At 49.0% G+C, this 25569-nt stretch carries 19 protein-coding genes; 11 read left to right on the forward strand and 8 right to left on the reverse strand.

Going from position 1 to position 25569, the window contains the following annotated elements; translation table 11 throughout:
- Nucleotides 1-415 precede the first annotated feature (415 nt).
- From ACYVFD_RS24435 to ACYVFD_RS24445, 3 genes are read right to left on the reverse strand one after another with little or no spacing between them, the layout of a single operon-like run.
- Nucleotides 416-1603, reverse strand: coding sequence for a n-acyl-d-glucosamine 2-epimerase (locus ACYVFD_RS24435; RefSeq protein ID WP_461093129.1), 1188 nt, complete (start codon nt 1601-1603; stop codon nt 416-418).
- Nucleotides 1604-1618: 15 nt separating this feature from the next.
- A complete protein-coding gene (locus ACYVFD_RS24440) occupies nt 1619-2815 on the reverse strand; it encodes a sialidase family protein (protein ID WP_461093130.1) in 1197 nt (398 codons plus the stop codon).
- A gap of 11 nt (nt 2816-2826) precedes the next feature.
- Nucleotides 2827-3531 carry a FadR/GntR family transcriptional regulator gene (locus ACYVFD_RS24445; protein WP_461093131.1) on the reverse strand — a complete coding sequence of 235 codons (705 nt, stop codon included), beginning with the start codon at nt 3529-3531 and terminating at the stop codon, nt 2827-2829.
- Nucleotides 3532-3695: 164 nt separating this feature from the next.
- On the opposite strand from ACYVFD_RS24445, the gene ACYVFD_RS24450 reads away from it, so the two are divergent.
- The 6 genes from ACYVFD_RS24450 (at nt 3696) to ACYVFD_RS24475 (ending at nt 12706) form a co-directional block, all read left to right on the forward strand.
- Nucleotides 3696-7040 (forward strand): SusC/RagA family TonB-linked outer membrane protein, encoded by a 3345-nt coding sequence (locus ACYVFD_RS24450; RefSeq protein ID WP_461093132.1) that lies wholly within the window; start codon nt 3696-3698, stop codon nt 7038-7040.
- An 18-nt stretch (nt 7041-7058) separates the two neighbouring features.
- A complete protein-coding gene (locus ACYVFD_RS24455) occupies nt 7059-8462 on the forward strand; it encodes a RagB/SusD family nutrient uptake outer membrane protein (protein WP_461093133.1) in 1404 nt (467 codons plus the stop codon).
- Nucleotides 8463-8725: 263 nt separating this feature from the next.
- Complete coding sequence (locus ACYVFD_RS24460) at nt 8726-9658, forward strand: dihydrodipicolinate synthase family protein (RefSeq protein ID WP_461093134.1); 933 nt, start codon at nt 8726-8728, stop codon at nt 9656-9658.
- A 36-nt stretch (nt 9659-9694) separates the two neighbouring features.
- A complete protein-coding gene (locus tag ACYVFD_RS24465) occupies nt 9695-10810 on the forward strand; it encodes a Kelch repeat-containing protein (protein ID WP_461093135.1) in 1116 nt (371 codons plus the stop codon).
- A gap of 4 nt (nt 10811-10814) precedes the next feature.
- Nucleotides 10815-12101, forward strand: coding sequence for an MFS transporter (locus ACYVFD_RS24470; RefSeq protein WP_461093136.1), 1287 nt, complete (start codon nt 10815-10817; stop codon nt 12099-12101).
- A complete protein-coding gene (locus ACYVFD_RS24475; protein WP_461093137.1) occupies nt 12098-12706 on the forward strand; it encodes a hypothetical protein in 609 nt (202 codons plus the stop codon). Before ACYVFD_RS24470 ends, ACYVFD_RS24475 begins: the two co-directional genes overlap by 4 nt.
- On the opposite strand, the gene ACYVFD_RS24480 is transcribed toward ACYVFD_RS24475, so the two are convergent.
- Nucleotides 12675-14357 carry a YceI family protein gene (locus ACYVFD_RS24480; protein WP_461093138.1) on the reverse strand — a complete coding sequence of 561 codons (1683 nt, stop codon included), beginning with the start codon at nt 14355-14357 and terminating at the stop codon, nt 12675-12677. The two genes, ACYVFD_RS24475 and ACYVFD_RS24480, sit on opposite strands and share 32 nt — an antisense overlap.
- A gap of 400 nt (nt 14358-14757) precedes the next feature.
- Between ACYVFD_RS24480 and ACYVFD_RS24485 the strand changes: the two genes are divergently transcribed.
- The gene (locus ACYVFD_RS24485) at nt 14758-15459 is read left to right on the forward strand and encodes an SDR family NAD(P)-dependent oxidoreductase (protein ID WP_461093139.1); all 702 of its coding nucleotides are present in this window, start codon (nt 14758-14760) and stop codon (nt 15457-15459) included.
- A gap of 158 nt (nt 15460-15617) precedes the next feature.
- Here the strand turns inward: ACYVFD_RS24485 and ACYVFD_RS24490 are convergent, their stop codons facing one another.
- On the reverse strand, nt 15618-19823 hold the full coding sequence (locus tag ACYVFD_RS24490; protein WP_461093140.1) for a hybrid sensor histidine kinase/response regulator: 4206 nt from the start codon (nt 19821-19823) through the stop codon (nt 15618-15620).
- Between the two features lie 410 nt (nt 19824-20233).
- Here ACYVFD_RS24490 and ACYVFD_RS24495 point away from each other — a divergent pair, with 410 nt between their 5' ends.
- The 3 genes from ACYVFD_RS24495 to ACYVFD_RS24505 are packed head-to-tail and all read left to right on the forward strand — an operon-like array spanning nt 20234 to nt 20951.
- The gene (locus ACYVFD_RS24495) at nt 20234-20551 is read left to right on the forward strand and encodes a hypothetical protein (RefSeq protein WP_461093141.1); all 318 of its coding nucleotides are present in this window, start codon (nt 20234-20236) and stop codon (nt 20549-20551) included.
- 47 nt (nt 20552-20598) lie between these two features.
- On the forward strand, nt 20599-20775 hold the full coding sequence (locus tag ACYVFD_RS24500) for a hypothetical protein (RefSeq protein ID WP_461093142.1): 177 nt from the start codon (nt 20599-20601) through the stop codon (nt 20773-20775).
- Nucleotides 20776-20789: 14 nt separating this feature from the next.
- Nucleotides 20790-20951, forward strand: coding sequence for a nuclear transport factor 2 family protein (locus ACYVFD_RS24505; RefSeq protein WP_461093143.1), 162 nt, complete (start codon nt 20790-20792; stop codon nt 20949-20951).
- Between the two features lie 21 nt (nt 20952-20972).
- Here ACYVFD_RS24505 and ACYVFD_RS24510 read toward each other — a convergent pair whose 3' ends face one another.
- Nucleotides 20973-21767 (reverse strand): hypothetical protein, encoded by a 795-nt coding sequence (locus ACYVFD_RS24510; protein WP_461093144.1) that lies wholly within the window; start codon nt 21765-21767, stop codon nt 20973-20975.
- A 784-nt stretch (nt 21768-22551) separates the two neighbouring features.
- Here ACYVFD_RS24510 and ACYVFD_RS24515 point away from each other — a divergent pair.
- Entirely contained in the window at nt 22552-23376 is an 825-nt protein-coding gene (locus ACYVFD_RS24515; protein WP_461093145.1) for a class I SAM-dependent methyltransferase, read from the forward strand.
- 220 nt (nt 23377-23596) lie between these two features.
- On the opposite strand, the gene ACYVFD_RS24520 is transcribed toward ACYVFD_RS24515, so the two are convergent.
- Both ACYVFD_RS24520 and ACYVFD_RS24525 read right to left on the reverse strand, forming a co-directional pair.
- Nucleotides 23597-24379, reverse strand: a complete 783-nt coding sequence (locus ACYVFD_RS24520) for a DUF2490 domain-containing protein (protein WP_461093146.1) — start codon at nt 24377-24379, stop codon at nt 23597-23599.
- A gap of 11 nt (nt 24380-24390) precedes the next feature.
- A complete protein-coding gene (locus ACYVFD_RS24525; protein WP_461093147.1) occupies nt 24391-25398 on the reverse strand; it encodes an SDR family oxidoreductase in 1008 nt (335 codons plus the stop codon).
- Nucleotides 25399-25569: the final 171 nt, after the last annotated feature.

Genomic DNA, 25569 nt, shown 5'->3' on the forward strand with positions numbered 1-25569 from the left:
ATGCGTGTTTTTGTCATGCTGAGGAACGAAGCATCTTCGGTAGCAGCATTCTTTTAGCTATCGAAGATGCTTCCTGCGACTACGCGTCCCGGTCAGCATGACAAAAAAAGCTACCCGGTTTTAATGAAATTTGAAAAGTTTAAACAGCTTCATGGTTCGTCAATTAATTAGACAAAAATAGAAGGCAAAAAAAGGCGTGTTAGTTTTGGGTATCTGACATCCAAACCGAAACACACCTATGAGAGGGCAAGCCCTTATCAACACAATACCAAGCGTGGTCAGTCAACAAATTTGAGTATCAAAGCTGTTTAAACTTTTCAAATTTCGTTAAAGCTGGATAGCTTTATTGTCATAGCTATATCAATTAGGCTGTTTAGCGGCCTAATTAATGACGAACCATTGAGGTGAAATACGTTTAGATGATTTTCTCCAATACCTGCCAACACTGATAAAGACCGCGAGGAACATGGTAACATCCTTTCCATTTACCTCCTTTCAGTGGTAATAGCACCTCGCCCCGCCGGTTCAGGTAACCAAACCACTCACCAGAAATAGGATCTGGGAAATGCGACCAGGTATAGGCGTGAACCCGCTCAAACCATTCCCAGCAGGCTGGATTACCTGTGAGGTGATAACCTTTCAGTAGGCTGATCAGCGTTTCGACATGGACCCACCAGAGTTTTTGGTCCCATTCCAGTTGTTGAGGAGGATACCCCCTGGCATCCATAAAATACAGAATTCCCCCAAACTCGTTATCCCAGGCGTAAGCAAGCGTATCAAGGGTGATTTGCACAGCCCGATTCAACAGTGCCCGATCACTTCGCCGAACGGCTAAATCCATAATAAACCACATCGCTTCGATGGAATGGCCGGGATTGAGTAGCCGACCTTCAAACGAATCGGACACGTTCCCATCAGGTGTTACATTCTCCCGAATTAGCCCCAGTGATGAGTCGAAAAACACGTCCATCACCTCATGAATACAGTCGTCGATGGTCAGTTCCACGAGTGGCTTATCAAGCAGATGTTCGATTTCGAGCGCCAGATTGCAGAGAATCATGGGCAGGGCGAAGTTTTTCAGTGGCCGTGTTCCCGAAACAGCTTTATTCCAGATTCCCTTTGGATTATCGCGTCGGGCCAGAATTTGCCGAAACGTCGACTCGGCGATGTGCGCATACTCGGTGTCTCCAGTGGCGAGAGATAATTGCCCAAACGCCATTGTCGAAAAGCAGTCGGAAAAAATATTGTACGGTTGTACCAGTGGTTTGCCTTCGCGGGTCGTTGAAAAATACCAGCCTCCATCCTTAGCTCGTCCATACTTTTTAAGGAAATCTGCTCCATGCTGAGCTAGATCGAGCCAGTTGGCTTTTTGTTCTGGACCTATATCGCTCAGTTTGTTATACAGCATAGAAAACGTCCAGACTTGCCGGGCTTGCAGCCAGATAAACTTGTCGGTATCATAGACGTTTCCCTCGCGATCCAAACAGGTGAAAAAGCCACCACTTTCCCGGTCAGGGGAAAAGCGTTGCCAGAAAGGAATTACATCGTTGAGCAGATTGTCGCGATATTGAACAGCGTACAGACCAGCCTTAGTTGAAATCATAAAAGTACCAGGGAATTAATGGGCCAGCCAGTTGTAAGGAAAGTGAGCATATATAATGCTTGTGTAATTGTCGCGCTCGTATAAAACACCGATCTGACTATCCTGCTGTATTACCAAATCCGAGTAAGCGGCTGATCCAGCGTAGATTTCCCGGCCGACAGACCAGCTTTTTCCATCATCCTGACTGACACGTACCGTTAATTTTTCCCGCTTGGTTTGGCTGTTTGCGTTGCTGAACAGCAACACATGGCGTTTATCAGGTGCCCGAAACTCAATCATGCTACCCTGACAAACTGGATCGGGCAAATCATTCGCTACGGTTACCTGATCCCAGGTTTCCCCTGCATTCGTCGAGAAGGCCATCAGTCGGTTTTTAACGTCGCCCGACTGGTTGCGAGTGTTCATCAGTAGGCTACCGGTTGAGGTTTCAGCCGCTGTACTTTCATTGCCGCCGGGATACGTAACGGTAGCTGATAATTTCCAGGTTTTTCCATGATCGTCGGAGTAAAATCCGTGCGCCCGATAATCCCGGAATTGGGCTTGAACCGCTCCTTCCGAATGGTTGGCTGCTACGTATAAACGACCTTTATAGCGTCCGTTCTGTATCTGGACTGCATGGCCTGGCGTGTTGGCGTAGGATCGCCAATCTTCTGGAAACGTGTACTTTGGATTGAAATCTGGCTTATTCGGTCGGTTCACGGAGGTCGTGATATTCACCGATTCCGACCAGGTCTGTCCGCCGTCGGTGCTGGTTTTGTACCACACTTCCCGAATAGCTTTCCCGTTTCGTACATCTTTTTCAGAGGCCGTACCTGTGTTATAGACAAGAAAGAGTCTTCCCTTTGGAAAACGTGAATCGGTCTGATCAAATACGGGTGCCGGGTTTCCTGCCTGCGCCAGTCCATAATCTGCCACGACACGTAGCGGGTTCCACGTTTTACCGTTGTCGTGGCTGGTCCGAAGGACAATATCCACATCCCCAAAATCTCCACAATCTGTTTTGCGACCTTCGGCAAAGGCGAGTAATTCACCTGAGGGCGCTTTGACAATGGCCGGAATTCGATAACACGTATATCCGCCCTCGCCATTTCGGAACACGGTGGTTTCGTCTACGTGCTGGCTGGCCGGTGCAATAGTTTGCGCATTTGCCAGATTGGCATTGGCCGATACGTAGGTTGTTAGCCCCAGACAGATCAAAAATGTGAAGCGCATAAGGTGATATATTAAAACAGTCGCTGGAAATGATTCTCAAAATGATTGCGCATGGCATTGCGGAACGTCTCCGGATTACCATGCTGAAGCACATCGACCAGCCCCCGGTGCGACACGAATTTTTTATGCTGAACAGGTTTTTTCAATAGCCCACTCTCGTGTACATATTTAAAAATAGGTAGCAGCATTTGCTGAAATCGGCGAAGGGTATTATTTCCCGTGATCTCATAGAGCTTGCCGTGAAACCGGATTTCCTGATCCGCATCGAACACCATCTCCTGCGTATTGAGTGGCTCATCGGCCACGATGGCATAGAGTTCGTCAATATCGGCCTGGGTAATACGCTCGAACAACAGATCGCCCATGCCGATTTCCAGGACCATACGTAGTTCGAAAATGTCGCGGAGGGTCTCGTCGTTCAATATGCCGGGATACATGCTTTTTTCGAGCAGCGCTAACGGATCGGGATTGGTAATGACCGTTCCCCGTTTCTTTTTGGATTCGATCAGGCCCCGCGTACGCAAACGAAGCATAGCTTCCCGAATCACCGTTCGACTGACACCCAACTGCACTGCCAATTCCACTTCTTTCGGAATAGCATCGCCCACTTTGAGCTGGTGGGTATTGAAAAAATTCAGCAGATCAGCTTCGATTTTATCAACCAGTGTATTCGGTTCATTCGCTCTTGACTCATTCTGTATAGCCCCGTAATCCATTATTATGTATGATTTATAAAAATACTACTTCTGTATTAAGTCAGACAATATTCGGGAAAAAGCATAAGAAATAAAAAAAATCATCAAATTTTTGAATATTAAGTATAACATAATAATTTTGACCCATCGAATATTTCATGTTTCATCTTAAAATCAGGTAAGCGATGCCAACTTATCCTAAAATTGCCAGGCAATATGTAATACTTATTATTAGCCTGTTCTTTTATTTGACTGGCTGGGCGCAGACAACCGCCCTAACCGGGACTCTTCGGGACAAGCGTACTGGCGAGGGATTACCCGGCGTAAACATTACCATCAAAGGAACCAGCCGGGGAACCGTGTCTGACAGCGATGGTCGGTTTTCGATCCCCGCTCAGAAAGGTGACGTACTGGTCGTTTCGCAGATTGGTATGGCTACCCAGGAAATTCCTGTAGGCGACCAGAGTAGCCTGACCATCGATATGGCTGAAAGTGCCCGCAGTTTGGATGAGGTAGTCGTCGTTGGCTACGGGCAGCAAAGCCGCCGAACGCTGACGGGTTCCGTTGCCAGCATTGATAATACAGTATTAAAGTCCGTTCCCCGTACCAACGCAGCCACAGCCTTGCAGGGTACCGCACCGGGTTTGCGCGTTCAGCAAACGTCTGGCCAGCCTGGTTCGACGCCCACCATTGTGTTGCGGGGTGGGACTGATTTTAGCGGGTCAGGTTCACCTTTATACGTAGTGGATGGGGTGATTGTGCCCTCGTTGTATGGCATCAATGCGCAGGACATTGAAAAAATGGACGTACTGAAAGACGCGGCCTCAACGGCTATTTACGGTGCGCGGGCCGCAAATGGGGTCATTCTGGTAACGACCAGGAAAGGCAAGAAAGGCCGTACGTCTGTCACCTATACGTTCAAACATGCGGCCAATTATATTCGGCGAAATCCGCTCCAGTATATGAGCGCCGAAGACTACATCAAATGGAATCGGCGGGGGCTGGCGAGTCGCTATGCAGCTGCGCAGGCCGACAACAATACCGCCGAAATGAACAATACCCGGAACCAGTTGACCGGCGCCTGGGGCTGGGGCCTTAACTTGGGCTGGACCGCTCCCGACGGAAAATATTCGACCCAGCTCCTGACCAATGCCAACCGAGGACTACTCAACGATTCGCAGTACAAATTGCTCGTTGATCAGAATCCATTTAACCCGGCTCAGCAGGACAGCATTCTGTACCGATCGACTACCCAGCAGCAACTGGAAGATTTGATTATGCAGTCTGGAGTATTGAGCGAACATTATCTTAATGCATCGGGCGGGAACGACATGGGAACTTTCTCACTGGGTGTGGGTAGCCTGAGCGATCAGGGTATTCTGGTCGGGTCGGGATTGAAGCGCCTGAACCTGAATTTCAACGGAGGGTTGAACGTGGGTAAAAACCTGACTATTGGATTGAATCTGGCAGCTTATAGTGCATCCAGTACACCTTCTTATCTAACAGCCGACGCTAGTGGTGGTTTGGGCGGTGGAATTGTTCAGCGGTTTACTGGCATTGCTCCCACTGTTCGACTGACCCGCGACGGCACTGGCGAACAGCTACCGGGTGTAGACGGTAGTACGTTGGGAAACCCGGCTTATTTTCGGGATAAATTTATCAATAACACGGGCGAACAGCGGTACTCAGGCGGTTTGAACCTAGAATACCGGCTGACTCCTTTTCTGAAAGTGCTGGGTAGTGCATCCGGCTATTACCGCTACACGACGAACGATCAATTCACCAAGGCCTATATCAATGGTACGGGCGGAGCTTTGGTAGCAACTCGGAATGCGTCCTTTTCCAATGTGCGCACCAGTCAGTATACCTATAATGGATTTCTGCAGTACGATAAGGATTTTGGCCTGCATACCGTATCGGTACTCGGTGGCGGTGAGTTTTATGAATACCGTCAATATAGCTACGGTGCTGCGGCCAACTTAGCAGCTACCGATTTTATTCCATGGCTATCGGCGTCGACGGCTGCGGTTGGCGTTCCAACTTCCTCGTTCAATAGCTGGCAACGATTAGCATCGGGTATCGGTCGGATCAATTACAGCTACGCTGATAAATACCTGTTAACGCTTAACATGCGTTACGATGGTACGTCGAAATTGATCACGAATCGCTACGGCTTCTTTCCGGGCGTATCGGCAGGCTGGAACCTGAATAACGAAGATTTCTTCACCAATTCACCGCTGAAGCAATATGTATCTGTGCTTAAACCACGTATCAGTTACGGGGTAAATGGAAGCATTAATCCGCTGGATGCCAGTGGCAATCCAATTATTGGCGATTACGCAACGACACCCCAATACGCCAACGTCGGTATCTATAACGGACAACCCGGTTTTGCTGCGAGTGGAATAACCAATACCGATCTGCGCTGGGAACGAGCCAGTACGTTGAACATTGGTCTGGATTTGGGGCTGTTCAACAACCGCGTTACGTTCATCGCCGATTATTTTATTCGTAATGTCTACGATAAAATCTCGACGCTCAATATTCCGGCCTGGACGGGCTACAACACCTACGTAACGAATCTCGGACAATTACAGAACCGGGGTATTGAGCTGGACATTCGCACGCAGATTATCCGCCCCAAAAGCGAAGGGGGTTTGTCGTGGTCGGTCAATGCGAACGTCTACAGTATCAAGAACTTTGCTATTAAATTGCCGAACAACGGTTTGCCGCTGAATCGACAAAGTGCGTCGCAGGTGTTTGATCCGGCTACCAATCAACTGACCTGGGTGGGCGGTTTGCAGGAAGGGCAACGTATCGGACTGGACCAGATTTATGCGCCTGTCTACGATGGCATTTACACGACACAGGCTGAGATTGATGCCCGCGCCAATTTCTACAATTCGTATCTGCCCTATACAAACAAACGTATCAAATTGTTAGGCGATGCCCGTTGGCGTGATCTCGACCGCAACGATTCGCTCGATTACCGCGATTTTGTGTACGTCGGTCGCACCACGCCGACTATTCAGGGTGGTTTTTCGTCGAACCTGAGCTGGAAAGGTTTTACGTTGTTCGGGCAGTTCGATTATTCGCTTGGGTTTGTCATCCTGAACCAATCGTATCTGCGCGGCATGTCGCAGGTACAGGGTTCGCAGAACGGACCGATTGATATCACGAATACCTGGTCGCCGGAAAATCCAAGTGGTACGTTGCCTCGCTACTACTGGGCCAACTATGCTCGTAACTATTTCACCGACGCGGGTGGAAGCACAACGGCCCCCGCTAATTTCTGGCAAAAAGGCGACTACGTAGCACTACGCGAACTAACGCTCAGCTACGATGCACCTGCTCAACTGCTGGAACGGCTAAGCCGCAAACGGGTTCAGGGGCTGCGCGTATTTCTGACCGGCTCCAATTTGGTCTATCTCACGAAGTACAACGGTACGTTCCCCGAAGTAGGCGGCAACGATGTGGGCCGCTTCCCATTACCTCGTACTGTTACGTTAGGCGCTACCATTAGTTTGTAAACTTCCGACTTTACGATCATGAAAAAACATACACTTTTTGTTACACTCACCGGTTGCCTGATTTTATCGGCTAGCTTATTTTCCTGCCAGCAACGGTTGTCGGAAGTAGTACCGCAGACATCGCTCAACCAGTCGCTGGTGTTATCGGATGCAAATGCCGCTCAGACGCTTTATACTGGTGTTTACTCCTCCCTGCGCACGTACCAGGCTACGTTTTTCCAGTTGGGCGAGATGCGTTCTGACCTCTGGGCCGACGGGCTTTACACCGAGTCGGAAGATGGCACACTGAAACAGCTTTGGTCGCATAACATCAGTGCCAATAACGTACCCTTTACCAACTGGGCGGGCCTGTATACACTTATTGACCGCATCAACACCGTCATTAAGCTGTTTCCCAACGCACCGTTAGCGGAAAATATAAGGAACCGCTATCTGGCCGAGATGTACGGACTCCGTGCCTATGTCTATTATACATTGCTGAAAACATGGGGAAGCGTTCCCATCACCACAGAACCTGTTACGTCGGTCGATAACCTGAGCGATCTGTATCGCGAGCGGTCTACTCCAGAGGCCATAATGCAGTTGATAAAAAGCGATCTGGAGCAATCGCTGACCCGGTTTGCGGGCGACAATTCGTTTACAACCAAACGAGTGTACTGGAACCGGGCGGCTACGCTGACGTTGAAAGGTGATGTGTTCATCTGGTCAGGTACACACATGGGGGGCGGATCAGCCGATTTTACAACTGCCCGTACCGCCCTGGAAGAAGTCAAAGCCCTATCGACGCTCAGTTTACAAACGGCGTATGCAGACATTTTCGATCCCACGAAAAAAGCCAACAACAAGGAAATTATTTTCGCACTGAGCTTTGAGAAGGCCGAGTCGACGATGGGTACTTATGGGAGTTTCCAGGTCAACACTACGCAGGCCGGTACATTAGTGCTCGATCCCACTCCTGGGCCTGCTGTGACGGTCAGTTCGGCCTATCCATACGTAGCGGGGGCCAGCCGAGTCGGACTGTCGCAGGCCATGATCAATCGGTTGAGTGATCCGAAAGATAGTCGGATTCGGGCTTCGTTTCGGGTTATGTACCGTAACACGACGGGTAATCCGATAGCGGGTATACTACTGACAAAATTCATCGGGCGAGTTGACGCCGGTACACAATTGTACGACAACGATTTCCCCATTTACCGCTATGCCGATGTGCTGCTTTTGCTGGCCGAAGCCAAAGCAAAAGCAGCCGTCGATCCATCAGCCGAGATAAACGCCATTCGGGCACGAGCCTATGGCACTGGTTTTACGGCTTACACCAATGGTAGTCTGGAAGCAAACATGAATGCCATTCTGGAAGAGTATCTGCGGGAATTTATCGGGGAAGGTAAACGCTGGTGGGCGCTACGTCGGGCAGGTAATGCGTAGGTTTTCGGAGCGATCAACACGGCTTATCTGCCCGCTTCGCAAACCTACAAACTTCTGCTCCCCATTTCAGTCTCGATGCTGAATACCGACCCCAAACTGACACAAACGTCCGGTTATTAGTTACCGTAATGTCGGATGCTCAATCCCGACATTATAGGGGAATAAAGACAGTATACTAGAAAATATTCACAATAGGTTGGTAATTAGGCATTTATCCGGGGATTTCTTCGGAGAAATCTACACTGACCGAATTAATCATACAAATGACAACTATTTCAAAAATCACTGGTCTGGTTGCGGCCCCGTTTACTCCGATGCACCCCAACGGAGAGCTTAACCTCGACCTGATTCCCCAATATGCTCGCTTACTGGTTCAAAACGGGGTGAAAGGTGCCTTTGTCGGTGGATCGACGGGCGAAGGCGTATCGCTTTCCTATCCCGAAAAACGGGCGTTGATTCAGGCATGGGGCGCTGTTGATGAGCCGGAATTGCAGAAAATCATGCTGGTGGGCGGTACTTCACAGGCCGAAAGCATACTGTTGGCAAAAGAAGCTGCCAGGCACCAGTTCGATGCCATAGCCGTGCTGGCTCCCTTCTATTTTAAACCTGCCAACGTAGAGATGCTAACCCAGTTCTGCATCGGGATTGGAGAAGCGGTGCCAGACATTGGCTTATATTTTTACCACATCCCCGCCCTGACGGGCGTTAATCTGCCCATGGTTGATTTTCTGGCCTGTATTGATGGACGATTGCCGAATTTCCGGGGTATCAAATTCACCCATAACGATTTGATGGATTACCGCCGTTGCCTGCTCTTCGAGGAAGGCCGCTACGATATCCTGTGGGGTTGGGACGAAATTTTTCTGGGTGCTATGGCAATGGGTGCGCGCGGAGCAGTTGGCAGTACGTTCAACTATGCAGCGCCGGTATATCATGAGTTGATGGCGGCTTTTGATGCCGGTGATCTGGTCAGAGCACAACACATGCAGGATCAGTCCATAGCGATTGTCCGGCTGCTGGGTAAGTACGGGGGGATTGCGACGGGAAAAGCCTACATGCGCGCGATTGGGCTGGATTGCGGTCAGTTCAGATTGCCGGTTTCAAACATGACGGACGAGCAGTATCAGGCTTTTCTAACTGACTTGCAGGCTATCGATTTTTATGCGCAGGCGTCGCAGATGCCGGTAATGGTCTGAGATAAAATGAAAAACTGGCCTATAACCTTATGGCTCATGATCAGTCTAGTAGCTCATCAAATCACAAAGGCACAGACCTCATTTCGGTATGATCAACTGCCGAACTTGCCCGACATAAGCGGTAGGCCGAATCCAGGCGTAGCAGGTGCTTTTGCAGGTATCAGTCAGGGGGCCTTACTACTGGCGGGTGGCGCTAACTTCCCCGATGGCTACCCGTGGCAGAACGGGGTGAAAGCCTGGCAATCCGCCATTTATGTACTCCCGCAGCCCGGCCAGTCGACGCACTGGCGGCAGGCTGGTAACTTAAAAAGCCCTGTAGCTTATGGTGGGTCGGCGGTCTGGAAGGAGAAGCTGATTTGCCTGGGCGGTAATAACGCTGAAAAACTGTATACAGACGTTTTCTCGCTGACCTGGGATACTACGTCTCAAAAAATACGTATCGACTCGTTACCCAATTTACCCCAGCCATTAGCGAATTTGTCGGCGGCTGTTTTGGGCGACGATCTATACGTGTTTGGTGGAGAATCGAGTCAGGGCGTAGTCAGAAGTTTGTTTGTATTAAATCTGCTGAATCCGAAAACTGGCTGGCAATCCCGTGCCGAACTACCAGGACCTGCTCGGGCTTTTATGGCACTGGTTGCATTAGCACAATCCGAAACTCCCAGCCTGTTTGTCTTGGGCGGGCGTCAAACAATTGCTAACCAGACAACGGTTTTAGGTGATATGTACCAGTATTTTCCCAGGCAGAACACATGGACACGGCTACCTGACTTGCCAGTTGCCGTTGCGGCCCATGTAGTCGCTAACTTAGGAGACAATCGACTCCTGCTCTTTGGTGGTGACGATGGGGAACGACTCCGCCAAATTGAAGCGCTAAACAACCGGATCAGGCAAGAACCGAACCATCCTGAACAGGCAACGTGGGTAGCGCAGCGAAACGATTTGCAAGCCAATCATCCCGGGTTTCGAAGGGAAATTTGGCAATACCGAACCGATACACAGCAATGGTCAGTTGTCGGTCAAATGCCTTTTTCGGCACCAGTTACGACCACGGCTGTTCGCTGGGGAGCCTCTTTTGTCCTACCCTCCGGCGAAATTTCACCTGGTATCCGCACATCTGCTATTCGAACAATCACCCCTGTTAATCCCTGAGCCTGTGGGCAAGTCGACAACAAATAGCCAAACCTATACTTGGGTCGTCGTGGGACTGCTCTGGGTAGTAGCGATGTTAAATTATATGGATCGGCAGATGCTGGCGACCATGCGCCCATCCATGCAGGTGGATATTCAGGCGCTGCAATCGGCTACTAATTTCGGCCGGCTTATGGCTATTTTTCTCTGGATTTACGGGCTGATGAGTCCAGTATCTGGCCTGATTGCGGATCGTTTCAGCCGAAAATGGCTGATTGTCGGCAGTTTGGCGGTCTGGTCGGGTGTTACATTCTCGATGGGATATACCACTACGTTTACTCAGTTGTACGGCCTGCGTGCCATCATGGGAATTAGCGAGGCTTTGTACATTCCGGCCGGCCTGGCCCTGATAGCTGATTATCATACCTCCCGTACACGTTCACTGGCGGTGGGTATCCACATGACAGGCCTATACGCAGGTCAGGCACTTGGGGGGTTCGGCGCTACATTGGCTGGTACCTACTCCTGGCAACTTGCCTTTCAGGTATTTGGCCTGGCGGGGCTGGTTTATGCAGTAGTCTTAAGTCTTTTTCTTCGAGAAACGAGTCGGGGTTCTCATTCCTCTCAGTCAGAGACCGTAACGGTTAAAAGAGCGGATTCACCCTGGAAAAGCTTGGGTATATTACTCCGTAATCCATCGTTCTGGGTTATTCTCCTGATTTATGCCATTCCCAGTTTACCAGGCTGGGCAACCAAAAACTGGTTACCAACTTTGTTTGCAACGAATTTGGACATCGACATGACCCGTGCGGGTCCACTCTCAACCATCAGCATTGCCGTTTCTTCCTTTCTGGGCGTCATTCTGGGCGGAATTCTATCTGATCGGTGGGTGCAAACCAATCTGCGGGGGCGTATCTACACCAGTGCGATGGGACTTGCGCTGACCATTCCCGCCCTGATGCTACTGGGCTATGGTAGCTCGCTGGTTCACGTACTGGGAGCCGCACTGTGTTTTGGGATCGGTTTTGGGATGTTCGATGCCAACAACATGCCTATTCTCTGTCAGTTTGTGCCAGCGAGTCGCCGGGCAACTGCTTATGGACTGATGAACATGACGGGTGTTTTTGCGGGCGCACTGGTAACCGATTGGATGGGTAAATCGACGGATGCCGGTGGTCTGGGTTCCAGTTTTGCCTGGTTGGCCATTATTGTCGTGGGGGCACTGATTATGCAACTGATTGGACTCAAACCCAAAGCCATCGACTACGTATCAGTAGACGAACCTGCGAAAAGCCAGGTTATCCAGTCATGAAGCGTAGTGTATCCGGAGAAATTGGCTGGGCGCTTGCATTCATCGCCGGATTGTTTGGAAATCTGGCGCATGGGCAACTTCGGTTAGCTGATAGTTGGCAGTCGGGCATGGTTATTCAGCGTGATCAGCCCGTCATGAAAACGGCTAATCTGGTTATCCTACTCACAGTGTCTTCTCTCCTTTGTCTGTGCTCATGCCGCAAAAAGTCTGACGATGTGATGCCGACTCAAACCACAAACACAACCCCAACTTCACCTGGAACCACTCAGGCAACTCCGGCTCAATCTACTACGCAGGCCCTGGGTGGGTTTCAGGTCAACGTAGATGGCTATCTCTATACACCTGACTTGACTTATGCGCTGACGACCTCTACCGGTGATGATAACTATTTCGGCATCTATGGGCTCGATAGCAAAACAGGTAATTTGGTAGCGCTGCTCTTACCTAAAACGGTGGGTGAGGGGACTTTGCCAATAGAGCGCGTATCAGCGGAGGGTGAACTACTTACTTTGTACTTAGAAGTACAAACCGAATTTAGCCCATTCACAAGTCGACTGCCTTTACTTAACCCTGCTACCTATTTACTTTTTTCGCTACGACTTTGATTAGGAGTTTAACCTCGTCCAAAATGGCATCACCCGACTGATAAAAGTGCTTTTCTGATCCATAATCGATACCCCAATCGGTTCGATCAATGATGAGCGTGCCATTCATCTCGACAGTGCCGTCCATGCCGTCCTTAAAAAGCAGTTTGGCTGGAAACGTAACGGCCTTCGTGATACCTTCAAGGGTCAGGTTGCCTGTCACTTTTATATTTCCTTCATTAACTCTTATACTTCCATCAGTTGGAACTCGTTTATTTGCATCATTCCCTGTTTCAACCTTCGTAATGGCGAACGTAGAAACAGGGAATTTTTTGACATCAAAAAAGGCAGGTAATTGATTGAGTGAACGTTGATCAACAAAATTTTCAATGGTATTCATGTCGACTTCAATGGTGCCACCTACCAGATGACGGTCGCTTAGGCGATCCGATTCGATCAATAATTCTCCTTTTTTTATATCGACATTTCCCGTGCTGGTACCATCACCAAGAAACGTAGTGCCTTCCCATCCACCAAGTAGCCTGGACCCTTTCCAGACGACAACACTTTGCTTCGTATCGATGCTATATTTTTTCTGACCCTCTTTATTATAAAAGTCCGTGATGGTCTTTCCATCATACCGATATACGCCGGTCGCATCGCCAAACCAAATACTGCCATCGGTAGCTGCCAAAAGCCCCAGAAATGCCCTTCCTGACTTTATTTCGGTTACCGTAGGCTCATTGCTATATAAGGACTTTGCATCATACCGGGAAAGTGCCTGGACCGTCCAGTTAGCAGGATTTACCGGGCCAGTAGTCCAGATGTTTCCTTTTATATCCTGGATGATAGCATAGGCACCTCGTTCTGATACCTTGGTAAAGCCACTGCCGTCATAGCGATAGAGGCCACCGGGTCGATGGCCTCCTTTAAAGCCATTGTAACCGCTGAGCCAAATAACCCCTTTGCTATCTTCCAGTATGGCCCAAACGTCGAGAAAAGGTTCGCCTTTATGGGTTAACGTGGTAAATTTTTTCCCGTCATAAACAAAGGCGTCGCCCCTTGTACCAACCCACAATTTCCCGGTTTTATCTTCAAGGATTGTATGAATATCATGATTCCATTGTCCTTCTTTATAAAACAGTGGGGCGTTCGGGGATGTAAAATTTTGAAACGATTTCCCGACTGCCTGGCTGGGATCGTAACGACTTACTCCACCTGCAGTGCCGAACCAGATAATGCCGGCTTTATCTTCATAAATAGACGTAACTCGATTACTGGCAAGTCCCTGAGTGGTCGTGAAATGTTGAATGGATTTGCCATTGTCATAATAGACGCCTGAATCAGTAGTAGCGAACCAACTATTTCCTTGTCGATCTTCCAGGACATCCCAGAATATGTGTTGACCTAGTTTACTGGTCAGGTTAATAAACGATTTTTCCCCGGCCCTGGAAGGGTCGTATCGAAACACATCCCCAAATGATGCGTTGTTGGGTCCAGCCATCAAAATGGTGCCATTTCTGCCTTTTTTTATATTTCGAACCATTATGTTAGGCCCTATATCTTTAATTTCGGTCTTGATGTCATCTTGTGGCAGGTTTGTTTGGTTTTGCCCACAGGAAGTGCAGAAAACAAACATCAAAAACAGAGCATATACACGGGTGTAGTTCATACGTTTTCTTTTTTCAACCAACGCCTGTCAACCACTGCGGTGGGCCACAAACCTACCCGTCTAAGTGCTAAGATGTATTGGTGGGCTGGTAAAAGAATGTTAACGAAACGTAAAAGTTGCGTTAGGTTTCTATATATACTTAACGAACCTTACCAGGAGCGATTGGAATGGATAAAGATCGACGCCAGTGTCATAAAAAGCTCAAACTATGCGATTGAGTCCCACTCACACTTGACTGTAGACGATCAGGTGATTTTGTATGGGTATAGCAAAAGCAGGACCATAACTGCGGATCTTAATTTATAGCCATTTTGCACCCATATACCTCTAGTTTTTTGACTGTTGCTAAACTTTCTGATTCCACACGCCTTTAAATAGATGACCCTAAACCGTCATGCTTATGAACAAGAAAAATATACTGATTGTCGGAGCCAGCTCGGGAATCGGTCATGCGTTGGCTACTCATTTGCAAACCCAGGGAGTTGCCCTATTTACGGCCGGACGGCGAGCACCCCTGGGCATTAGCTCCACCCATATGACTTGGGATGTCACCCAGAGCCCCGCAGCCGATGCGCTTAATCAACTCCCCGATGTGCTGCACGGCTTGGTGTACTGTCCGGGCACAATTAATCTAAAAACCTTCCAGCGGCTCACCCTCGACGACTATCGTCAGGATTTAGACGTCAACGTACTCGGGGCGATTTCGGCTGTTCACGCAGCTTTTCCGGCCTTAAAACAGGCTAAAGGCAGCAGTATCGTGTTATTTAGTACCGTAGCGGCTAAACTGGGGATGGGCCTGCATTCGTCGGTGTCGATTGCCAAGTCGGCCGTGGAGGGGATGGTCAAATCCCTGGCTGCTGAATTTGCCCCGATCCAGATTCGGGTCAATGCGGTTGCTCCTTCGCTGATCAATACCCCGCTGGCGCAAAAACTGCTTAATACCGACGAACGGCGCGAGGCTGCCAACAAGCGTCATCCTCTGAGCCGGGTAGGTACCCCGGACGACATTGCCAACATGGCGGCCTATCTGCTTTCTGACCAGGCCAATTGGATCACGGGGCAAGTCATCGGCGTCGATGGGGGGATGGGAAGCCTAAAATAAAGGTAGCCGATTTCGGGCGCCACTAACCGGAGTCGACAGTCATTAAAAACTTGCAGTCTCAAAATACACTCCCACCTGAGATGAAGAAAGATTGACGTACCCGCATTTCGGGCGTTTACCGAAACAGGGTTTAGCTTGTCGTTTCGTACTTTGGCTCATTACTTCTCGGCCAGCAGTTTGCCTGGGTGACGGGTAAGGCTTACCTGCTGGAGTGACTGCTTTAATAAAGCCATAGCGGGTGGTTTGGTGATGTAGTCATTCATGCCTGCCTCTAAACAAAGCTGCCGGTCTTCCTGCATGGCATTCGCCGTCAAAGCAATAATCCAGGGCTGATCGATGGACTGCTGCCGAATCCTGCGCGTGGCTTCCAGGCCATCCATCTCCGGCATCTGAACGTCCATCAGGATTAAATCAAAGCCCTGCGGTAAACTTTCCAGTACTTCGTATCCATTACTAGCCACAGCTGGGGAATAGCCTAATTTATTAAGTACCCGAACCAGTAGCTTCACGTTGACCGGCGCATCTTCCGCAATCAGGATACGCAACGGAAATTGCTGAGCAAAGTCCTGCGTGTAGATAGGCTCTTGGCGGTTGGCGGCCGGACGGGCCACGATGGGTTTCGCCTGCAGGGCCTGCTGAATCAACTGGACAAAGGGTTGCTGGTGGATGGGTTTGGTCAATATGGCCGAAAATAAGTCCGCATGCATTTTTCGGCTCTCGTCTCCCATGGAGCTGAGCAGAATGATGGGGAGGTCGGGATGCATGGTTTTTATGTGTTGAGCCAGCTCAATGCCATCCATCTGGGGCATCTGTCGATCCGTGATGACCAAACTATATGAGTGCCCCTGTCGCAGAATGTCCAGCGCCTGCTGGCCTGAGCTAGCCACAGTAGGCTGCAACTGCATGTACTCAAGTTGCGTCTTCAAAATGGTCCGGTTAGTCTGGTTATCATCCACCAGTAATACGGCCTTGCCCGCCTGGTCAGCCAAATGAGCATACATATAGTGCTGGGTAAGTTGATGACTGACCTGGCTTCGGATAGTAAACAGAAATACAGTGCCTTTCCCTACTTCACTTTCTACCTGAATATCCCCACCCATAAGCGCGATCAGCCGCTGACTGATTACCAAACCCAAGCCCGTTCCGCCGTACTGACGGGTATGGGATGAATCGACCTGAGAAAAGGCTTTGAAGAGCCGATCGATTTTATCGGGGGGAATGCCAATCCCCGTATCGCGTACCGAAAAGGCTAATTCGATGGCCTCCTCGCCCCATCGGGCCGCGCAATGGACGCTGATGAGGATTTCCCCCTGGTGGGTAAATTTAATCGCATTACCTACCAGATTGATCAGAATCTGTCGCAGACGCAAACTGTCACCCATGATCTGGGAAGGCACTTGGGGATCGATTTGATAAATCAGATCCAAGCCAATCTGGGCTGCTTTGCCGGCAAACATGTCCAGCACCTCCTCAATACAATTCCTCAGGTTGATGTCCTGCTGTTCAAGTTCCAGGTGACCGGATTCAATCTTGGAAAAATCAAGGATGTCATTAATGACCCCTAATAAACTTTCGCCACAACTCCGAATGGTATCGGTATATTCCCGCTGCTCATCCGAAAGGGGTGTTTCTTCCAGCAGGGACGTCATGCCGATGACCCCATTCATGGGTGTACGAATTTCATGGCTCATCGTAGCCAGAAAGACACTTTTAGCTTTATTGGCCAACTCTGCTTCCTGGCGGGCCTGCTGCTCCTGCGCCGACTGCTGCTGTAACTGTTCGTTCAGGATCTGTAAGTGTTGAGCTTGCTCCAGCAATTCATGTTTCTGCTGGTTGACTTCCTGGGTACGCTCCCGAATCTGCTGTTGTAAGAAAATCTGTCGTTGCTTTAAGCGACTAACGCGCAGCCGGTAAAGCCCGTAGACACTGCCTAGTCCTAGAAGAACCAGTAGCGTTCTAAACCACCAGGTTTGCCAGAAGGGCGGAATAATATGCAGGGTGAGGGAGGCACCTACCGAATTCCAGACTCCGTCGTTATTGGAGGCTTTAACCCGGAACACGTAGTCGCCTGGATCCAAATTGGTGTAGGTTGCTGAGCGCTGGGTACCCGCCCGAATCCAGCCCTGATCAAAGCCTTCCAGGGTATAGGCATATTGATTACTGGCCGGCATGGTATAATTGAGAGCGGCAAAACCAAAGGAGATCACCGACTGCTTATAGGATAGGGTCAACTCGTGGGTCTCATCAATAGGCTTCGTTAAGGGGGAGTTCTTATCCTGTACGTGCACGGACTTATTAAAAATCTGCAAGTCCGTAATGTAGACCGGTGGAATGGCTGGGTTATAGCGAATACGATCCGGATAAAAACTGTTGAGACCCGCTGAACCACCGAAAAATAGTTGTCCACTCTGACTTTTAAAACTGGCCATTCGGTTAAAGGAACGGCCCTGTAAGCCATCACTGGCATCAAAGCTATGGAAGGTATGCGTCTTGGGGTTAAAGGAGGTCAAGCCTTTGTTGGTACTTAGCCAGAGCATGCCCCGATCATCTTCCAGAATGCCCTGAATAACCTCATTGGGCAAACCATCTGACTGGCGAAAGCTGGTAAACGTTTGCGATTGGGCATCAAACCGATTTAATCCACCATGCGTGCCGATCCAGAGCTGGCCGGTTGAACTCGCAAATATCGCCGTTACTAAGTTACTACTTAAACTAGTAAGCTTTTTCTCCTCATGCTGATAGTGGGTGAACGTATGCGTGGTAGGATGAAAGATATTGATGCCGCCCCCTTCCGTACCAATCCAGATTGCTCCCTGCTGATCTTCCCATAAGGTCGTAATGATGGGGCAGTTGAGTTGATCCGTCCGGTCCGAATTAGGCGGGTAACGCACAACCGCCCCGGTTTTGGGATTATACTGGATGAGCCCTTCCTCAAACGTACCTAACCAGAAAAGCCCGTTTCGGGCCGGTAAGATGGCACTAATACTGAGTTTGTTGAAGTTCCCTTTGGCCTGAAACGTGCCCCTGGCCCTGTCCAACAGGCATAGGCCTCCTTTGAAACAACCCACCCATAGCTGCTGAGCGTCTTCCTGAAGCGTCAGCACATAATCGCTACCCAGGCTGGTGGGTGAGCTGGAGTGCCTGTATGCCTGAAAAACGCTCTGTCCCTTTCGTAACACATTTAAACCACCGCCATCGGTACCCAGCCATAGATTGCCCTGCCGATCTTCCCGAATGGCTAGAATATTAGGGTTGGTCAGACGGTTGGTATTGGCCGGACTCCGTTCATACAGTCGAAAGTTTTGCGGGGCTGCGTCCAGCTTATTGATACCACCCGCATACGTACCCACCCACATCGTTCCCGTACGATCTCGAAACAGGGCATAGATAGAGCCATTATTGAGCCCATCACTATCGGCTTCATTATAGGTAAAATAGGTAAACTGCCCTTGGGGATGAAGTACATTGATGCCCCCATTGCGGGTACCGATCCATAGGTTATGTTCTTTATCTTCGACCAGCGCCACCACATCATCATGAGTGAGTTGATAAGGCTTAGGGGCGGATTGTCGGTAGTGTATAAACGTGCCTGTGGACGCGTGAAATCGATTTAATCCACCTCCTTCGGTGCCTACCCACAGTTGTCCTTTTGAATCGACATAACAGGTATTGACCTGATTGTGACTCAGGGAGTGCCTATCGGCCGGGTTATGGCTATAGTGGGTGAAGGAGCCCGTGGCCGGATTAAATTGATCTACCCCATGATCAGCCGTTCCGATCCACAAGGCACCGGTTCGATCAAGGCAAAGAGTACGGATAAAGTTATCACTTAAGCTGGCCGGATTGGATGGCTGATGCGTATACTGGGTAAAAGAGCCCGTGGCCGGATTAAATCGATTTAAGCCGCCCCCTTCCGTACCGATCCACAGGTAGCCCTGAACATCCTGGGTAATGGCCTGGACTTTATTATGGCTGAGGCTATTTTTACTGGCGGGATCGTATTTGAAATTAGTAAACCCATCGGTATTCGGATCAAATAGGCTCAAGCCCCCATCATCAGTACCGACCCAAAGTCGTCCCTGTCTATCCTCAAAAAGAGTATGAATATAGCTATGTCCGATACTAGACGGGTTCCGTGGGTCATTGCGGTAGAGCGTATAGGTGTAGCCGTCAAATTTATTAAGTCCATCCTGGGTGCCAAACCACATATACCCCCGATGGTCTTGCAAAATGCAGGTTACCGTATTTTGGGATAATCCATCATTCGTCGTTAAGTGGGTGAAACGAACCGGTTGATGCTGCGCCCAGGCGGGAAAGGAAAGATAAAACCTAAGGAGAACAAGTAAACTAATTCGGAATAGCATTCTATTTTAAGGTTACATAATAGATAACTATTTGTAAATATAGTACAATTTTATTAATATATTTTAATATGAGTTACAATCGCCAGCTCTGACTTCGGATCTAGTGTCGACAAAAAACAGCGTATACGCTAAATCTCTATCTACAGTCATTGGCTAGTTTTTAGAGTTTTTAGTAGTATTCTGATCATAGGTGTCGTTCGGGAGGGCGGGGCAAGCGTGTTGAGTTGGGTGCTGGGTATCGGCTTGGACATCAGTGCATTAGACGAGCAGGGCTCTGTCTTAATTTCTTAAGGCGATGGGCAGAAGGACTCCCTCTCTCATCAACCCCTCTTTATAAACCCACTAGGTTTTAGATTCAGCTCCCTTATTTGCTACCCACCCAAGACTTTACTGACTATATTAGTCCCACTATGGAAAACCAGAGCCCGATCCTTCGCTACCTGTCAACGGCTTATCGAGAACAGACGCCCGTCATGTCCAACACCAATGCATGCGTGAGTCGCCTAACCATTATCACGGAAGACCCCCTGTTGTTCGAGGTCGATTTAACCATGGGTGCTGACCAGGTGCGCACCTACGCCATCCAGAAGCTGTCGACCGAGTCGATGGACAATCCTCTCTATCAGGTTGCACCGGTGCATCAGGGCAAAACGGGGTCTTTCTCTAAACTCTCCGAGTCGGACTTGTACTACATGGTTACCGGTAAATCGTTGACCGACGAGGAGTAACCGGTTACGTTCGACAAGCCGCCCCTTAGCCTGGCTCTCAACCCGCAATGAGCTGTTATACGATTGTGAGCAAAACCCATGGCGGAACGCTGATGATTTTGGGGCAGCACCATGCAGGATTCGCGGAGAAACGAACTTTTGTCGCAGGCATAACGGCTGTGGGACGGGTAGGGCTGCCGAATGATATTGGCTCGGCAATGGATGGCTACTGCTTACGTAGATAGAACCTCCTCAATTTATGGTTGACCATTTCATAGCGGAGGGCGATTTTGTTACAGCCATTGGTCGAATCCATCTCAACGATGAAACTGGTGAGGCAGCTACCTATTCCTACTGCGATGTTTGGCAATTTCGGGACGGCAAGATGGCTCAATTGAAAGCGTTTGTCATTAAAGCATAGAAGTAGAAACCTTCAAGGGCTTTACCTTTGATGCTTAATCTGTTCGGCTATTTTTTCTCCCCATTCATAAGCCATGGAAACCGCAACCTGGCTATTCGATTCGTTTATACGGGTTTCATCATTCGGTTTGGCGGCCCAGAAACAGCGCGAATCCAGTAACATACCCTTCTTTTCTTCTATTGCTTTCTCTAAAGCTTTTTGAGAAGCTTCTGTTGATCCCGCTCCTAGGGTAATCGCTACCACGGGCTTACCGGCTAATCCATCAAGCTGTCGGATAAAACCACTAACAACCCAATCAGGACGCCAATTGTAGGTATTAGCACAAAACACGTAGCTGTCAACGAACTGGGTATTTGTGTCTATCGCTGCTACGCTGGCAATCCATACGGAAAGACCATGATCGGCTAGGGCCTGCCCAAACGAGCAACTTATCTGTTGATCCAAATTGTAGAAGGGATCAGGGTCATAGACTATCAACACTTTTTTTTGAGCCGTCGGACTTCCCAACTTCCAGCTTCGTTTCGGTCCAGCACTTTCAGCCCATATGGTAAGGATCGTCCAGACTATCGCTATGACTACTCCGGTAATACCGATTCTTCTGATTAGTGTTTTCATCAATTGCTCCCGTAAATCGGCCACATGGCAAAATCCTGAATGAATATCTTCTCCACCAGTATCAATCGTATCGCAACCGGTACGTTGTGACCCTGTAATAACCAATACCCAAAAGTCTCTCTGTAATTCGTTCGCTAAAATGAGCAGCGTCAGGAAGTAGCATGATTTGAATGGATACAATTGCCTCAGCAGCCATGCCATGTACAGCCAAGTAGGGCAACCTGGTTATAAGCCTGTTTTACAAAAAAGGAACAGTAGAAGAACAGTTGGCCGATTCAATTCAGGAGCATCTAGTGTGCTGATTAAGTTCATGTCAATGGATGATTTGCATCATCCAATAATAGATTTTGATCAACCAGCTTTGATGTACCATCCATTGACTAAGATCATAAGCCTCGTTGGCTGACTGAAGGAAATGATTTCAACCAATTCAGCCCAAGACGGCTATCCCTACCGTTCACGGTTGACGAAGTGATTGGCAAGGAGATGCAGCCACTTACGCCAGAGGCTTTAGCGGTAGATTCATTGCAAGAAAATACCTTGATTTTGACCTACGTTCAGTACAGGAAATTGGCCGAGGATTTAACCCCGGTTGGTTAGTCCTGAAAGGGAAATTTGTAGACTGGGTCGGAGCCCTGGTTTCCGATTTAAGGTAACCCATGCTACGAATGGGGCCGGATGGATGATCAGACGGAGGACGCCAGTTTAGGTCTGGCTCGCGTGTGTCTTGATTACTGCATTGGGTAGGTGAAGGACCATTCTAAACCCTTCGCTTCATTAGCCTCTCCTCCAGGAGACCAACTGGCCACTTCCACGGAAGGACTACAGCATAAAATCAAGCCAGTGGTTGAAAAATAGGGAGTTGGATCGACTGTTAAGAGGCCAAAGATCACCTATGGCATGGATTCCTCCCGATGACCGCTTGCTGATTAAAAGGGATCATGGACACTAAGTATACGTCACACCGATAATTTTCAAGTTTATTATGCTACGTCAACTACTTCCCCAGTCATTAAAAAAGCCACTTAAACAAGCTTACACAGGTGTTATTGATTATAGTGAGTTACTTTTTGGTTTACGGGACAAACTAACACCCCCTCGTTCTAAGATCTTTATTGGTGCGGGTGATTTTCGAGCAGTGGGGCAGGAGTTCAAGCAGTATTTTATCCAACTGGGTGGGTTGAAACCTGAAGAGACTGTTTTGGATATAGGCTGCGGAATTGGCAGAATGGCCGTCCCCTTGACTAACTATTTAACTTCGCCTGGTAGCTATGAAGGCTTTGACATTGTCAAACAGGGTATTGACTGGTGTCAACACAGAATAGCTCCCCGATTCCCCAATTTTCATTTCCAATTAGCCGATGTTTATAACAGCCACTACCATCCCAATGGGCAGTATCAAGCTCATGAATACCGATTTCCGTTTGAAGATAATCGCTTTGACTTCGTCTTTTTAACATCCGTATTTACTCATATGCCCGTTCGGGAAACCGCGCAGTATATTGCTGAAATCAGTCGTGTGCTTAAACCGGGTGGCCGTTGTTTTGCTACTTTTTTCTTACTCAATGAGGAGTCGCGGAGGCTCATGGCCGGAAAACATAGTCAATACAATTTCCAATATGAATTAGAAGGTCGATACATTTTTAACCTACTCGACCCTGATTTAGGAACTGCTTTCGACGAATCGTGGGTAGTAGCTACCTTAGCGCAACATGGACTAACTGGTCCAACGTCAATTTATCCAGGTCACTGGTGCGGCCGAGAAAAAGCAACCACCTTTCAGGATATTATTGTCGCGTATAAAGGTTAATATCATTCTGGATAGCTTGTAAGAGACGGGCTAAAACTAATGAAGCTATATAGGTAGGTCTTTCGCTTAGCGGGTAATTGGCGAATCATGACTTCATCTGACAGATTGATTTTCCCATTTAATCCTGTGCCTGATTATAACCGGATCTCAAAAAACGCTCCTTCTTGAGACCCGGTTATAATCAACTTCTTTAGTAGCCGGGGTACTCAGCACGAGACACCTATGGAACCCGAGTAAAATCCAGGTTGTAAACAACATTCAACCGAAAACCCTGATTAAGCTCGACCACAGACCGCTTGACTACTGGATCAGGATCAGCGTGTTGACGGATCTGATAGAGGTAGTTCAGTTCCAATTTGGCGTTATCTGTAAATTGATAACCCAGCCCGCCCGAGAGTCGGTTTTGATTAAATACATTGTCACCCACATTTTTCCCAAAACCAATAAACAGCTCATCAAAAGCATTCAGGTACCACTCCCCATCATCAATCGTAGGTCCCTGGAGCGGAAACGCCACAGCTAGTTGATAGCGAATGCGGTGTTGATAGTCCCACTTCTGCACGGGACCTTCTCCGGTTTGATCCCGTGAGCCTAACCAACGTTGCTCCAGCCGGATGCGCTGTTCAAGCTCTAAACGGCCTAGCTGGTCTTTCAGGGTAATATCTTCATAAATACGGTTTTCTGGTTCTGGGCGGCCCATCACTTCGGGGTACTCGCCATACCGATGACTTTGAAAATAGGTATATCCTCCAGATACCGTCAGCCGATCCGTTAGGGTGTGAACTAGACCCAGCCGTGCCAGGTGTTGCTGGGGAGCTTCTAACCGCTTGCCCGCCCGACACCACTGATATTCGGTATGGATTGCCCATTTTGGTCCAATCTGATGATCTCCCGTATAAACGAACCATCCCAAGGCGTTAGCATCAGTCAACCGGGGTGTTTGCCCAAAGCAATTTAATACTGATAAATAGAGTGAAATGAGTAGATAGATAAACTGTTGCATACGGCTACCCATTAAGGTTGCCCATTACCACCAGCGGCTCCATATACCTGACCTGTAGCATAGCTCCCATCATTGGCAGCCAGTTGCACATAAATGGACGCTAGTTCGGCAGGTTGTCCAGGCCGTCCAAGTGCCGTATTACCGCCAAAGTTTTTTAATTTTTCCGCCGTGGCCCCACCACTGGGTTGCAAGGGTGTCCAGATAGGGCCTGGTGCTACCCCGTTTACCCGAATCCCTTTAGGCCCAAGCTGTTTAGCCAGTGACTTAACAAAATTCATGGTAGCCGCCTTGGTCTGAGCATAGTCATACAGGTTAGGCGAAGGATCATACGCTTGTTCGGAGGTTGTTCCGATAATAGCTGATCCGGCTGGCATATGTGGCAAAGCCGCTTTGATAATCCAGAAAGGCGCGTAGATGTTCGTTTTCATGGTAGCGTCGAAATCTTCAGAAGTGAGGTCCAAAATGGATTCACGCTGTTGCTGTCGGGCTGCATTGCTGACCAGAATATCCAGACCGCCAAGAGCCTTTACCGCTTCATCGACTAGCCGCTTGCAGAAAGCTTCATCTCGGATATCGCCGGGAATGGCAATCGCTTTCCGTCCTTCTTTTTTGATCAAATCAATTACTTCTTTGGCATCGGGCTCCTCGGCAGGGAGGTAATTGATCGCCACGTCGGCTCCTTCGCGGGCATAGGCAATAGCCGCAGCCCGTCCCATTCCCGAATCTCCTCCCGTGATCAATGCTTTCCGACCTGCCAGACGGCCTGATCCTTTATAGCTTGTTTCTCCATGATCGGGCCGGGGATTCATTTTGCTGGCCAACCCCGGCCAGGGTTGCATAGGCGTATTAAAAGGAGGCTTGGGATATTTCGTGGTTGGATCGACAAGCGTAACTGGTGGCATTGACATGGCGTTTGTTGAGTTTGACATCGCTACTCCGGGCGTTGTGAGTACAGAAGCGGCTAAGCCACTTCCCAGCCCGCCAATAATCTGGCGCCTGCTCAATTGGTTATCGTTCATAGGGTTGCTTACTACCGTTGAGTAGAATTATGAGTTAATTCTATAGCTTATCTGTAGAATATAACTGCTAACTAATTGCCGAACGCTATGGTTAGATTTTATAGTCACAAACTTGTTTATGGGCCTATGGTGCTCCCAGATGCTCGGGTAGATCAGAGCAATCACCCCCAT

It is taken from the genome of Spirosoma gilvum (assembly GCF_054776815.1).